Genomic DNA, 12789 nt, shown 5'->3' on the forward strand with positions numbered 1-12789 from the left:
CGGTCACAGCAGGGACTGTGGCCGAGCACACAGGCCAACATGATCGCTTTTGCGGGCAGAACGGTCCAGACAGGTGCGTAACGGTCTGGATTGCCCGGAGCTGGCGAGCAGGTCGTCCGGTCCCGGCGGTCACCCCGAGAGGCCCGGCACCAGTATTTCGAGGTCAAGTGCCCCTCGACTGTGAAGGCCCGCCGTGCAGGAAGACAGCCCCGTCCAGAACGAGAACACCCCCGACACCACCGACGAGCAGCCTCGGCGCGCCCGCCGGCGGAACCGCCTCATCGTGCTCGGCGCGGCCGGTCTGGTCGCCCTCGGGCTGGGCGGCGTCGCCGTCGCCACCACCGGACCCGACCGGCCCGCGCCCACCACCGTCTCGCTCGACGCGCAGTCCCGGGCCGAGGCCGCCAGCCGGGCCGACCGCTCGGCCCGCGAGTCGAGCCCGCCGGCCTCCCCATCCGCCAGCCCGACCGTGAGCCCGTCGACGCCCAGCGCCAGCCCGTCGCCGACGAAGACCGCCACCGCCAAGCCGAAACCGAAACCGAAGAAGACCGTCAAGCCGACGGCCGCCTGGGTCGACCCGATGCCGGGCGCGTCGGTCACCTCCTGCTTCGGCCAGCGCTGGGGCACCCTGCACGCCGGTATCGACCTGGCCCTGCCCTCCGGCACTCCGATCCGTGCCGCGGCGGCCGGTACGGTCACCCAGGCCGGCGACGCCGCCGACGGGTACGGAAACTCCGTCTTCATCGACCACGGCAACGGCTACCTGACCCACTACGCCCACCAGAGCCGCATCGCGGTCACCGTCGGACAGGCGGTCAAAGCCGGCCAGGTGATCGGGTACGAGGGCGCCACGGGCGACGCCACAGGCCCGCACCTGCACTTCGAGGTGCACCAGGGCATGTGGAACCAGATCGACCCCGCCCCGTTCATGCACACCCGAGGCGTAAACCTAGGCTGCTAACCCCCACCCCGCACCCCCACCCGCGCCGATCTTGCACTTTCTGCGGCGACATAAAGGGCAGGAGCCCCCATGTCGACAACCGAAAGTGCAAGATCGACGCGGTAGGTGGAGTGGGACGGCGGCGCGGAGGGGTGGGGTGGGTTTGGGTGGGTTAGAGCTTGTCTACTGGGGCGTGGCGTAGCACCAGCCACATGGTCTGGTCGCCGAAGTCGATCTGTGCGCGGGCGCCTGGGCCGTGGCCCTCGACGGCGAGCACCCGGCCCAGGCCGTAGCGCTGGTGGTTGACCCGATCGCCGGCGGCGACCTTCGGCCCCTGCGGCAACTCGCTGGCCGTGGTCAGGCGACTGCCGTCCACGCCGAGCCGCTGGGCGAGCTGGGCCGCCTTCGGCGTACCCCCGGTGAAGGTGCCGCGCCCGCCGGGCGCGCGGTCCGCGCGGCCACCGACGCCGCCGCCTCCGCCGGCCCACGAGGTGTACGACCCCTCGGTGCGCTCCCAGCGCACCAGCTCCGGCGGCAGCTCCTCCAGGAAGCGCGACGGCGGGTTGTAGGACGGTTGCCCCCACGCGGAGCGGGTGACGGCCCGGGACAGGTAGAGGCGCTGCCGGGCACGGGTGATCCCCACGTACGCCAGTCGGCGCTCCTCCTCCAACTCGCGGGTGTCGCCGAGCGAGCGCAGGTGCGGGAAGACGCCGTCCTCCAGCCCGGTCAGGAAGACCACCGGGAATTCCAGGCCCTTGGCGGTGTGCAACGTCATCAGGGTGACGACACCCTGGTGGTCGGGGTCGTCGGAGGGGATCTGGTCGGCGTCGGCCACCAGCGCGACCTGCTCCAGGAACCCGGCCAGGGTGGCCCGGTCCCCGTCCTCGCCCAGGGCCTCGATCCGCTCGGTGTATTCCCGGGCGACGCTGACCAGCTCCTGGAGGTTGTCGACCCGGCCGGCGTCCTGCGGGTCGAGGCTCTCCTCCAGCTCGGTGAGGTAGCCCGAGCGGGTCAGCAGGGCCTCCAGCACCTCCTCCGGGGTGCCGGTCTCGGCCAGTTCCCGCGCGCCGTCGAGCAGCGCCACGAAGTCGCCGATGCCGTTCGCCGCCCGGGTGGAGATGCCCGGCGCCTCCCGGGCCCGGCGCAGCGCAGCGCCGAAGGAGATCCGGTCGCGGCTGGACAGCGCCTCGACGCAGGCCTCCGCACGGTCGCCGATCCCCCGGCGCGGGGTGTTCAGCACCCGCCGCAGGCTCACGGTGTCGTCGTCGTTGACCACCGAGCGCAGGTACGCCAGAGCGTCGCGGACCTCCTTGCGCTCGTAGAAGCGCACCCCGCCGACGACCTTGTACGGCAGGCCGGCGCGGATGAACACCTCCTCGAAGACGCGGGACTGGGCGTTGGTGCGGTAGAACACCGCGACGTCACCGGGTCGGGTCTCGTCGGCGTCGACCAGCCGGTCGATCTCCCGGCCCACCCAGTCCGCCTCGGAGTGCTCGGTGTCCGCCACGTAGCCGACGATCCGCTCGCCGTCGCCGGCCTCGCTCCACAGCCGCTTCGGCTTGCGGGAGGTGTTGCGGTCGATCACCGCGTTGGCCGCGTTGAGGATGGTCTGCGTGGAGCGGTAGTTCTGTTCCAGCAGGATCGTCCGCGCATCGGTGAAGTCCCGCTCGAACTCCAGGATGTTGCGGATCGTCGCGCCCCGGAACGCGTAGATCGACTGATCGGCGTCACCGACCACGCACAGCTCGGCCGGGTCCAGCCCGTCGGTGCCGGAGACCAGCTCCTTGATCAGGACGTACTGGGCGTGGTTGGTGTCCTGGTACTCGTCCACCAGCACGTGCCGGAACCGCCGCCGGTAGCTCTCCGCCACGTGCGGGTGGGACTGGAGCAGGTGCACCGTCGTCATGATCAGGTCATCGAAGTCCAGCGCGTGCGCCTCGCGCAGCCGGCGCTGGTAGAGCGTGTACGCCTCGGCGAGCGCCCGCTCGTTCGGCCCGCTGGCCCGCGCGGCGAACTGCTCCGGGTCGACCAGCTCGTTCTTGAGGTTGGAGACCTGGGCGGCCAGCCCACGGGCCGGGTAGCGCTTCGGGTCGAGATCCAGCTCACGGGTGACCAACTGCATCAGGCGGCGCGAGTCGTCCGCGTCGTAGATCGAGAACGTCGACTTGAGGCCGGCGTGCTCGTGCTCGGCGCGCAGGATGCGGACGCACGCCGAGTGGAACGTCGACACCCACATCAGGCGGGCTCGCGGGCCGACCAGCGCGGCCACGCGCTCCTTCATCTCGCCGGCCGCCTTGTTGGTGAACGTGATGGCGATGATCTCGCCGGGGTGGACGTCCCGTGCGGCGAGCAGGTATGCGATCCGGTGGGTGAGCACCCGGGTCTTGCCGGATCCCGCGCCGGCGACGATCAGCAACGGGGAGCCGGCGTGGCTGACCGCGTCGCGCTGCGGCCCGTTCAACCCGTCGAGGAGCTGTCGCGGATCGAGGCGCGCGAAGGCCGACCCGGGGCGGTTCGGACGGGCCGGCGCGGACTCCGGCGCGGGCGGGGACGCGGGGATGTCGAAGAGAGGATGCATCGCCCGACAAGTCTATGCCGCCAGTCGGACACTTCCCGACCGGTGCTGACCCGCCCGTCGCGTCGCCTGCGACCGGGACACGACCCGAGGATCGGCGGCGAATCCTTGCGGAGCGGAGACCGACGTGGGCATACTCGACGGCGTGATCGCTGCGCGCTACTACTTTTACTACGGCACCGGGAGTCCGGCTGCCGTGGGTCGCGCCTGATCGATCAGACCTGCGAAAAGCCCCGGGCTCCTGGAGTCCGGGGCTTTTTCGTCCCGGGTTGCGGGCACGGGGCACCACAGCGCGAGAGGTACCCGATGATGACAGACGTGGTGGAGCAGAACGGCGGCCCGGCGCAGCCGGACCCGGCACCGGTCCCGGCCGACGGGACCGTGTCGGAGGCGGGGCCCCCGATGGAACCCGGCGATCCGACCGATGCGCGCACCGGCACCGTGGAGCCGAACGCCGCCGCCCGGATCGTGCAGATCAGGGAGCGGATCGACGAGATCGACCACGCGTTGATCACGCTCTGGCAGGAGCGGGCCGCGCTGTCGCGGGAGGTCGGCGCGACGCGGATGGCCTCTGGCGGCACACGCCTGGTGCTCTCCCGGGAGCGGGACATCCTGGAACGATTCCGGCTCGCCCTCGGCGCCGACGGCACGCAACTGGCGCTCCTGCTGCTGCGAGCGGGCCGCGGCCCGCTCTGAGGGAACTTCCCGGTGGGCCACCGGCACTTCCGGGGCCCACCGGCCACGCCAGCGGGCGACAGGACGCCACCAGGCGGCGTCGGTCCGCTCAGCCGGCCCGGACAGACAGAACCGCCTGCCGTCGTCGTGGTGACGTCGGCAGGCGGTTCCGGTGACTCACGCCTCGTGGGTGGCGACGATCTCGCGTCGCTCCGCGAAGTGGCAGGCGCTCGGGTGATCCGAGTCGCGCCGGATCTCCAGCAGCGGGACCTGCTGGGCGCAGACCTCCTGCGCCTTCCAGCAGCGGGTCCGGAACCGGCAGCCCGAGGGCGGGCTGATCGGCGACGGCACGTCACCCGTGAGCCGGATGATCGTCTTGTTGTTCCGCTGGGTCGGGTCCGGCACCGGCACCGCCGAGAGCAGCGCCTGGGTGTACGGGTGGGTCGGCCGCTCGTAGATCTCGTCCTCGGTGCCGATCTCGACGATCTTGCCGAGGTACATCACCGCCACGCGGTCCGACAGGTGGCGGACCACCGACAGGTCGTGGGCGATGAAGACGTACGACAGACCCAGCTCACCCTGCAGCTTCTCCAGCAGGTTCATCACCTGGGCCTGGATGGAGACGTCCAGCGCCGAGACGGGCTCGTCACAGACGATCACCTCGGGCCGCAGCGCGAGCGCCCGGGCGATGCCGATGCGCTGACGCTGACCACCGGAGAACTGGTGCGGGTACCTGTTGATGTGCTCCGGGTTCAACCCGACCAGGTCGAGCAGCTCGCGGACCTTGGTCCGACGGCTGCCCCGGGGCGCCACCTCCGAGTGGATGTCGAACGGCTCACCGATCAGGTCGCCGACAGTCATCCGCGGGTTCAGCGACGTGTACGGGTCCTGCATGACCAGCTGGATCTGCCGACGCAGCCGACGCAGGGCCCCACCGGAGAGCTTGGAGATGTCCTGGCCCTTGTAGACCACGCTGCCGGCGGTCGGCTTCTCCAGGTTCATGAGAACCCGGGCGAGGGTCGACTTGCCGCAGCCGGACTCGCCGACGACACCGAGCGTCTCGCCGGCCCGCAGACCGAACGAGACCCCGTCGACGGCCTTGACCTGACCGACGGTCTTCTTGAACACCACACCCTGGGTGACGGGGTAGTGCTTGACCAGGTCACGGACCTCGAGGATGTTCTCAGACACGGTTCACCAGCTCCTCGGCGAAGTGGCAGGCGCTGGCCCGGGAGTGGCCCACCTGAAGCAGCGGGGGGACCTTCTCCCGGCACACCGGCTGAGCCATGGGGCAGCGCGGGTTGAACGGGCAGCCCGGCGGGATGTTCATCAGGTTCGGCGGGAGGCCCTTGATCGTCCGGAGCTGCTGCCCCTTCTCGTCGAGCCGCGGGATCGAGTCGATCAGGCCCATCGTGTACGGGTGCGCCGGCTTGGCGTACAGGTCGTACACGTCGGCTTCCTCGACGATGCGGCCCGCGTACATGACGGCGATCCGGTCCGCGACGTCGGCGACCACGCCGAGGTCGTGGGTGATCAGGATCATGCCCATCTGCCGCTCACGCTGGAGCTCCGCGAGCAGGTCCATGATCTGGGCCTGCACGGTCACGTCGAGCGCGGTGGTCGGCTCGTCGGCGATCAGCACCTCGGGGTCGAGCGCCAGCGACATCGCGATCATCGCGCGCTGCCGCATACCGCCGGAGAACTGGTGCGGATAGTTGTTGAACCGACCCTTGGCGTTCGGGATCTTGACCTGGTCGAGCATCTCGATCGCGCGCTTCTTGGCGTCCGCGCGACCCATGCCCCGCCGAACCCGGAACTGTTCGGCGATCTGGAACCCGACCGTGAAGACGGGGTTCAGGGCGGAGAGCGCGTCCTGGAAGATCATCGCGATGCCCTCGCCGCGGATGCGGCGGCGCTCTTCGGCGGACATGCGGAGCATGTCCTTGCCGTGGAAGCGGACCTGCCCACCGGTGACGAAGCCGGGGGGCGTGTCGAGGATGCCCATGATGGTCTGCGCCGTGACGCTCTTGCCGGAGCCGGACTCGCCGAGCACGGCGAGGGTCTCCCCCGCGTCGACGTGGTACGTGACCCCGTTGATGACCTTTGCGACGCCGTCCCGGGTACGGAACTCCACCCGCAGGTCGTCGACCTCGAGCAGCCGGCCGGAGGGACGCCCGGACCCGCCGGATCCCGGCGCGGACTGCTCGGACACGAGAATGTCGGACACTGGATCTCCCCTAGCGGAGTTTCGGATCGAGGGCCTCGCGGACCGCCTCACCGAGCATCACGAAGCTCAGCACTGCGGCGACGAGGAAGGCTGCGGGGAAGAACACCAGCCCCGGCGCGACCCGGATGAAATCCTTGCCCTCGCTGATCATGATGCCCCAGGACACCACCGGCGACTTCAGGCCGACACCCAGGAACGACAGGGTGGCCTCGGCGCCGATGAACGAGCCGACCATGATCGTGCCGTAGACCAGCAGCGGGGCCAGGCAGTTCGGCAGCAGGTGCTTCAGGATGATCCGACCGCTGCCGGCACCCAGCGCGCGCGCCGCGACGATGTAGTCGGCCTCCCTGGTGGCGAGCACCGAGGAACGCATCAACCGCATCACGACCGGCCAGCTCAGCACGATCAGCGAGATGGTCACCAGGCCCATGATCTCGGCCTTGCTGTTGGTGCTGCCCGAGCCGTTGAACGTGGTGAGGATGACGATCGCGCCGAGCACGAACGGAACCCCGAAGAACACGTCGGCGATCCGGCTGAGCACGGTGTCGACCCAGCCACCGAGGTAGCCGGCGATGATGCCCATGGTGCCGCCGACGAGCAGGGTGCCGAGCACGGAGAGCACGGCGACCACGACGGAGGCGCGCGCGCCGTAGATGACCCGGGCGTAGACGTCCCGGCCCTGCAGGTCGTACCCGAACCAGGCGTCCCCGGACGCCTTGTTGAGGCTGCGCGAGAGCGATCCGTTGACCGCGTCGCCCGGGGCGAACAACGACGGGAACGCCGCCATCAACAGGAAGATGACGATGAACGTGGCCGAGATCCAGAACAGGGGCTTGCGGCGCAGGTCGCGCCAGGCGTCGCCGAGCAGGCCACGCGGCTTCTCGTTGCCCTGCGGCCCGGGGGCGGCGGGAGTGTCGGTCACCTGCGCGGGAGGGGTGCTGACGATCGATGCGGTGCTTGGGTCACTCATAACGGATCCTCGGGTCCAGGGCGGCGTAGAGCAGGTCGACCAACAGGTTCATCACCAGATAGACGACCACCAGTACGACCACGATGCCAACCACGGTAGCGCTTTCCTTGGTGACGATCGCGCGGTAGACCTCGCGGCCGATGCCGTTGATGCCGAAGATGCCCTCGGTGACGATCGCACCGCCCATCAGGGCGCCAAGGTCGGTGCCGAGCAGGGTGACCACCGGAATGAGCGAGTTGCGCAGCAGGTGCACACCGACGACCCGGCGCATCGGGAGGCCCTTGGCGATGGCCGTGCGCACGTAGTCGGCACGGCGGTTCTCCGCGATGCTCGTGCGGGCCACCCGGGCGATGTACGCCACCGACGCGCTACCGAGCACGAAGCCCGGGACGATCAGTTCGGACAACCGCATCTCGGACGAGACGGTCGGCTTGACGATGTGCCACTGCACACCCAGCAGCCACTGCAGCACGAAGCCGACGACGAACACCGGCAGCGCGAGCAGGAAGAGAGTGGAGACCAGGACCAGGTTGTCCAGGAAACCGTTGCGGCGCAGACCGGTCAGGATGCCCGCGCCGAGGCCGATGACGGCCTCGATGGCGAGCGCGACCAGGGCCAGCTTCAGCGTGTTCGGGTACGCCGTGGCGATGATGTCGCCGATGTCGCGCTGCGAGAACGTCTGCCCGAAGTCGCCCTGGAGGAGGTTCTTCATGTAGTTGCCGTACTGCACGAAGACGTTCTGGTCCAGGTGGTACTTCTCGGTCATGTACGCGACGTACTGATCTGGGCACCGGCGCTCGCCGCACTTGCCGGCGAACGGGTCGCCCGGGACGGACCAGACGAGCCAGTAGATCAGGAAGGTCGAGCCGATGAAGACGGGCACGAGTTGGAGCAGCCGTCTCAACAGATAACGGCCCATGGGGTGGTCCTCCAGACAGGGGGCGCGTCGGACGGCCGACACGGTGGTGACGACGTGGCGAGTGGGGTGTTGTAGCACCCACTCGCGGAACGGCCCCGGGTCGGGCTCACCGGATGTGGCGAGCCCGACCCGGGGTCAGACCGTACGGATCAGAGCTCGACCGAGGTGATGTCGAGTTCGCCGACGTTGTTCAGCTCGAGCTTCTTGATCTTCTCCGAGTGGCCGGACTGCTGGCCGTAGAAGTAGATCGGGATGGTCGGGACGTCCTGGTCGACAACCTCGACGGCCTTGGCGAACGCCTCGTGCGAGGCCTCCAGGCTCGGCGCGGCGCTGGCCTGCTTGGCCAGGGCGTCGACCTGCGGGTTGCTGTAGAGGCCGTCGTTGGAGGAGCCACCCTTGACGTAGAGCGGGTTGACCCAGTTCTCGACGTCCGGGTAGTCCTGCTGCCAGGCGGCACGGTACGGGCCGGTCATCTTGTGGGCGTTGATGTTCTGCCGGAAGACCGCGAAGGTCGGGATGCCCTCGGCGCGAGCCTCGATGCCCAGGTTGGTCTTGACCTGCTGCGCAACGGCGTCCATCCAGTCCTTGTGGCTGGAGTCGGCGTTGTAGTAGAAGACCATCTCACCGGTGAAGCCGCCGGCCTCGGTCAGCAGTTGCTTGGCCGTGGTCGGGTCGAACTTGCAGGCGGTGCAGTTGCCCGGCTTGGCGCCCGGGGTCAGCGGGTTCGCCCAGCTGTCGGCCGGCTTGCGGGTACCGAAGAAGATCTTGTCCGAGATCTCCTGCCGGTTGATCGACAGCGACACCGCACGACGCAGCTTGGCGTTCTGGAAGCGCTTGTCGTAGATCGGGAACGCGATGAACGCGGTCGACGGGGTGACCGTGTTCAGGCCCCGGTCGCCGAGGTCGGTCTTCCACTTGTCACCGGCGAGCGCCGAGGTGGGGACAACCTCCATGAAGTCGAGGTTGTTGGCCAGCAGGTCGGCGTACGCGGCCGTCTCGTCCTGGTACAGCTTGACGTCGACGTCCTTGATCTTCATCTTGTCACGCAGGCTGTAGTCGTCGAACCGCGTGAGCTTGATGAGGACGTTGTCCTGCCACGAGACGAACTTCACCGGGCCGTTGCCGATCGGCTTCTTGCCGAACTCCTCGGGCTTCATGGTGAAGAACGCGTCCGGCAGCGGCATGAAGGCGCTGTAGCCGAGCTTGGTCGGGAAGACCGCGGTCGGGGCGGCGAGGGTGACCTCGAAGGTCTGGTCGTCGACGACCTTCAGGCCGGAGAGCTCCTTGGCCGTCGGGGTCGGGGCCTTCTGCGGGCCGTCCGCGCCGTCCGGGTCTTCGGTGTAGGTCTTGTCGAAGCCCGCGATGTCCGCGAAGAAGGAGCCGTTCTGCGCGCCGTTCGGCGAGTACGCGGCCCAGTTCCAGGCGTCGACGAAGTTCTTCGCCTTCACCTCGGTACCGTCGTGGAACTTGGTACCCTTCTTGATCTTGATCGTGAAGACCTTGGAGTCCTTGGTGTCGATGGACTCGGCCAGCGCGTTGCGCGGGGCCCCACCGTCGTTCGGGTACTCGACCAGGCCGGTGAACAGCCAGTCGATGACCTTGCCACCGCCGGTCTCCGTGGTGTTCGACGGAACCAGCGGGTTCTCCGGCTGGACGCCGTGGATGACGATGGCGCCATCCTTGCTGGCGGCAGCGTCGCCGTCACCGTCACCGCTCGAGCAACCGCTCGCGACAAGCGCGGCAGCCGCGCTGAGCGCGATCGCGCTCGTCGCCCGCTTCGAGACTCTCATTCCGAGGGGCCTCCTCTTTCTAACCTGGTTCCGTCGTGGGTTTCACGCACGTTTGGGGGTGACACCGCCCGGCCACCCCGGGGCAGAGGTCGCCGGGACCACAGGGAAGTTGGGGACACCCCTGATGTTCCGATCCGCCGGGCTCCCCACCCGACGGGGCACGACCCTACGCAGGCGTCGCGACCACGAACCCGCCGGGAAACAGCGGAGATCATGGTCGTCGGCCGTACGGAGTGCCACACACCGAGGGTGAGGTGCTGCCACTGTGACACCCACTGGCCTCTTCCGTGAAGGTGCCGTTATCAAGCCGTTAGTTGCCCGCCATGATGTCGATACTTGAAAAATGATCATAAAACGGTCGCGCGGAGACTCGACACCTCGACGTACATGACCTGCCGGGGGACCTGAGCAGCGCTCAGATCCGGTTTCTGCACGCCGCCCCACCACCAAGATCGCCCGTCCCGTAGCCGGTCGTGCGCTCACCGTTCTTTGCCCGTCCGGACGATGTCCGCGTCCGCTGCACGGGCACCAGCACCGGCTGGGTGGACGAGGGCGTCTCGGACGGCTCTCTGATCATCGTGGCTGCCGCGACGACATCGGCCCCGGCACCGCTCGCGCGGTACCGGGGCCGATGGTGTGGCGGGGATGGATCAGGCGGTGAAGCGGACCTTGCGGCGACGCACCACCAGGATGGTCACCGCGCCTGCGGCGAGCAGCAGCAGACCGGCGGTCGCCGCCGTCGCGATCGGCGAACCGGTCAGCGGCAGACCGCCACCGTTGCTCGCCGGCGAGGTGGACGGGGCCGGGCTGGCCGGCTGCGCCGACTCCGACGGGGTGGCTTCCGGGGTGGTCGGCGACGGCGACGCGCTCGGGGTCGCCGACGGGGTGGCCGGCGGCGTCGTGGGGACGGCCGTGAAGGTGGCCGCCGCCCGGGCAGTGACGGTCGCGCCGGTGCTGCCACCGAGAATCAGCTTCTGCGCCTTCTTGGGGCCGGTGAACAGGAACACCCGGCCGAAGGAGACCGAGTCCTGCGCGGTCAGGGTCACGTTGACGGTGCCGGCTGCCTCGGCGGCCAGCCAGAACTGCCCGCCGTTGGTGGTCGTGGTGACCGGCTTACCCTCGGCGTCGACGGCGGTGCCGCCGGTGGCCGCGACGGTGATGGTGCCCGCCGGGCCCTTCACCGTGAACGGACCGGCCTTGCCGCCGACCGTCGCGGTGGCGCTGGCCGGGTCGACGGACAGCTCGGCGCGCGGCTCCGGCTGGTCGGTGGCGTTGTTGACGAGGTAGTCACGAACCTTCGTGATCACCTCGTACTGGTTGGGGGGCTGCAGGCCCTTCTCCCAGGCGCCCAGCTCGATGCCGTCGCTGAAGTGCCAGATCGCGGTCTGGGTGCCGAAGTAGAGCAGGTTGTCGAGCTGCTTCTTGCCGATCTTGGCGGTCACGCCCGCGGCGGCGAGGAGCTTGGTGGAGTCGGCGTTCGGGTAGCCGTGGGTGAGCACCCACTGCACCTTGCCGAGGTTCTTCACCTCGGACTCGTCCCAGGTGCCCTCCTCGTACTTGCCGTCGAGCTTCACGCTGGTGCGGTAGTCGATGCAGAACGCCGGCACCAGCTTGCCGTCGATCTTCAGGGCGAGCGCAGCCGTCGGGCGCGTCGTGCCATCGAGCTTCAGGACGACCTCGCTGCCGTCGACCATCTTGGCCACACCGGTGGCCGGAGCGGCGGCGGCGGCACCCGCCACACCGAGCGCCAGAGCCCCGCCGGCGACGGCCGCCAGGGCGACCCGCGCCCAGTGTCGTCCTCGTTGTCCCAACATCAGAAGTGGTACCTCTTCCCCAGGGGTGACCCGCCATCGCGGGTACGCTCGTGAGCCGCCGTTTCCACGGGATGCGAGACCCACGCGCGGAAACGGGACCGGGGCAGTATGGAACCACGGTTGATCTTTTGTCAGCCCCGCCCCGCAACATCCGTGGCATCTGCCCGAAATGCCGGCACAGAGGAATTGATCACACGAGCCGGCGGTCCGCCGCCCAGCGGGAAAGTTCGTACCGGTTGGACATCTGGAGCTTGCGCAGCACGTTCGACACGTGCGTCTCCACCGTCTTGATGGAGATGAACAGCTCCTTGGCGATCTCCTTGTACGCGTACCCCCGGGCGAGCAGGCGCAGCACCTCCCGCTCACGGTTGGTGAGCTGGTCCAGCTCCGGGTCGGCCACCGGCGCGTCCGGTCGGGCCGCGAACGCGTCCAGCACGAACCCGGCCAGCCGAGGGCTGAACACGGCGTCGCCGTCGGCGACCCGACGGATCGCCGCGGCCAACTCGTCCGGAGAGATGGTCTTGGTGACGTACCCCCGGGCGCCGGCCCGGATCAGCCCGATCACGTCCTCGGCCGCGTCGGAGACGCTCAGGGCCAGGAATTTGACCTGCGGATGAGTGCGCCGCATCGCCTCCAGCACCGCGCGGCCACCGCCGTCGGGCATGTGGACGTCGAGCAGCACCACGTCCGGCCCGGTGACGGCGATCCGGGTGACCGCCTCGGCCACGGTGCTCGCCTCGCCCACCACCTCGACGTGGGCGCCCAGCTCGGCACGTACCCCGGCCCGGAACATCGCGTGGTCGTCCACGAGGAAGACCCGCAGGCGTTCGGGGCGGCTGGCCGCCTGGTCGGGCTGTTCCGTCGGCTGCTCGGCCATGG

General features: G+C 69.3%; 10 protein-coding genes. 2 read left to right on the forward strand and 8 right to left on the reverse strand.

Annotation, left to right across the window (positions count from 1 at the left end; genetic code table 11):
• Positions 1-193: 193 nt before the first annotated feature.
• A complete protein-coding gene (locus ACGFH9_RS01495; RefSeq protein WP_393213672.1) occupies positions 194-961 on the forward strand; it encodes a M23 family metallopeptidase in 768 nt (255 codons plus the stop codon).
• 151 nt (positions 962-1112) lie between these two features.
• Here the strand turns inward: ACGFH9_RS01495 and pcrA are convergent, their stop codons facing one another.
• Positions 1113-3518, reverse strand: coding sequence for a DNA helicase PcrA (pcrA, locus tag ACGFH9_RS01500; protein WP_355247020.1), 2406 nt, complete (start codon positions 3516-3518; stop codon positions 1113-1115).
• Between the two features lie 315 nt (positions 3519-3833).
• Between pcrA and ACGFH9_RS01505 the strand changes: the two genes are divergently transcribed.
• Positions 3834-4211 (forward strand): chorismate mutase, encoded by a 378-nt coding sequence (locus ACGFH9_RS01505; protein WP_393214215.1) that lies wholly within the window; start codon positions 3834-3836, stop codon positions 4209-4211.
• A gap of 156 nt (positions 4212-4367) precedes the next feature.
• Here ACGFH9_RS01505 and ACGFH9_RS01510 read toward each other — a convergent pair whose 3' ends face one another.
• The 7 genes from ACGFH9_RS01510 to ACGFH9_RS01540 all read right to left on the reverse strand — a co-directional run bounded on the left by ACGFH9_RS01510 (position 4368) and on the right by ACGFH9_RS01540 (position 12787).
• Positions 4368-5381: an ABC transporter ATP-binding protein gene (locus tag ACGFH9_RS01510; protein WP_393213676.1), complete on the reverse strand. Its 1014-nt coding sequence runs from the start codon at positions 5379-5381 to the stop codon at positions 4368-4370.
• Positions 5374-6402: an ABC transporter ATP-binding protein gene (locus ACGFH9_RS01515; protein WP_393214218.1), complete on the reverse strand. Its 1029-nt coding sequence runs from the start codon at positions 6400-6402 to the stop codon at positions 5374-5376. The genes ACGFH9_RS01510 and ACGFH9_RS01515 overlap by 8 nt, the downstream gene beginning before the upstream one ends.
• Positions 6403-6427: 25 nt before the next feature.
• A complete protein-coding gene (locus tag ACGFH9_RS01520; protein ID WP_393213679.1) occupies positions 6428-7387 on the reverse strand; it encodes an ABC transporter permease in 960 nt (319 codons plus the stop codon).
• Positions 7380-8306: an ABC transporter permease gene (locus ACGFH9_RS01525; RefSeq protein WP_355247009.1), complete on the reverse strand. Its 927-nt coding sequence runs from the start codon at positions 8304-8306 to the stop codon at positions 7380-7382. Before ACGFH9_RS01525 ends, ACGFH9_RS01520 begins: the two co-directional genes overlap by 8 nt.
• A 149-nt stretch (positions 8307-8455) precedes the next feature.
• The gene (locus ACGFH9_RS01530) at positions 8456-10096 is read right to left on the reverse strand and encodes an ABC transporter substrate-binding protein (RefSeq protein WP_393213683.1); all 1641 of its coding nucleotides are present in this window, start codon (positions 10094-10096) and stop codon (positions 8456-8458) included.
• 650 nt (positions 10097-10746) lie between these two features.
• Positions 10747-11910 (reverse strand): Cys-Gln thioester bond-forming surface protein, encoded by a 1164-nt coding sequence (locus ACGFH9_RS01535; protein ID WP_393213686.1) that lies wholly within the window; start codon positions 11908-11910, stop codon positions 10747-10749.
• Between the two features lie 190 nt (positions 11911-12100).
• A complete protein-coding gene (locus ACGFH9_RS01540) occupies positions 12101-12787 on the reverse strand; it encodes a response regulator transcription factor (protein ID WP_355247000.1) in 687 nt (228 codons plus the stop codon).
• Between the last annotated feature and the right edge of the window lie 2 nt (positions 12788-12789).

Source organism: Micromonospora sp. NPDC049102 (assembly GCF_043197485.1).
GTDB lineage: Bacteria > Actinomycetota > Actinomycetes > Mycobacteriales > Micromonosporaceae > Micromonospora.

What these genes read in the sequence shown, in the direction of transcription:
- ACGFH9_RS01540 (WP_355247000.1), bottom strand. Translation starts at nt 12,787, where the DNA reads ATGGCCGAGCAGCCGACGGAACAGCCCGACCAGGCGGCCAGCCGCCCC.
- ACGFH9_RS01530 (WP_393213683.1), bottom strand. Translation starts at nt 10,096, where the DNA reads ATGAGAGTCTCGAAGCGGGCGACGAGCGCGATCGCGCTCAGCGCGGCT.
- ACGFH9_RS01535 (WP_393213686.1), bottom strand. Translation starts at nt 11,910, where the DNA reads ATGTTGGGACAACGAGGACGACACTGGGCGCGGGTCGCCCTGGCGGCC.
- ACGFH9_RS01520 (WP_393213679.1), bottom strand. Translation starts at nt 7,387, where the DNA reads ATGAGTGACCCAAGCACCGCATCGATCGTCAGCACCCCTCCCGCGCAG.
- pcrA (WP_355247020.1), bottom strand. Translation starts at nt 3,518, where the DNA reads ATGCATCCTCTCTTCGACATCCCCGCGTCCCCGCCCGCGCCGGAGTCC.
- ACGFH9_RS01525 (WP_355247009.1), bottom strand. Translation starts at nt 8,306, where the DNA reads ATGGGCCGTTATCTGTTGAGACGGCTGCTCCAACTCGTGCCCGTCTTC.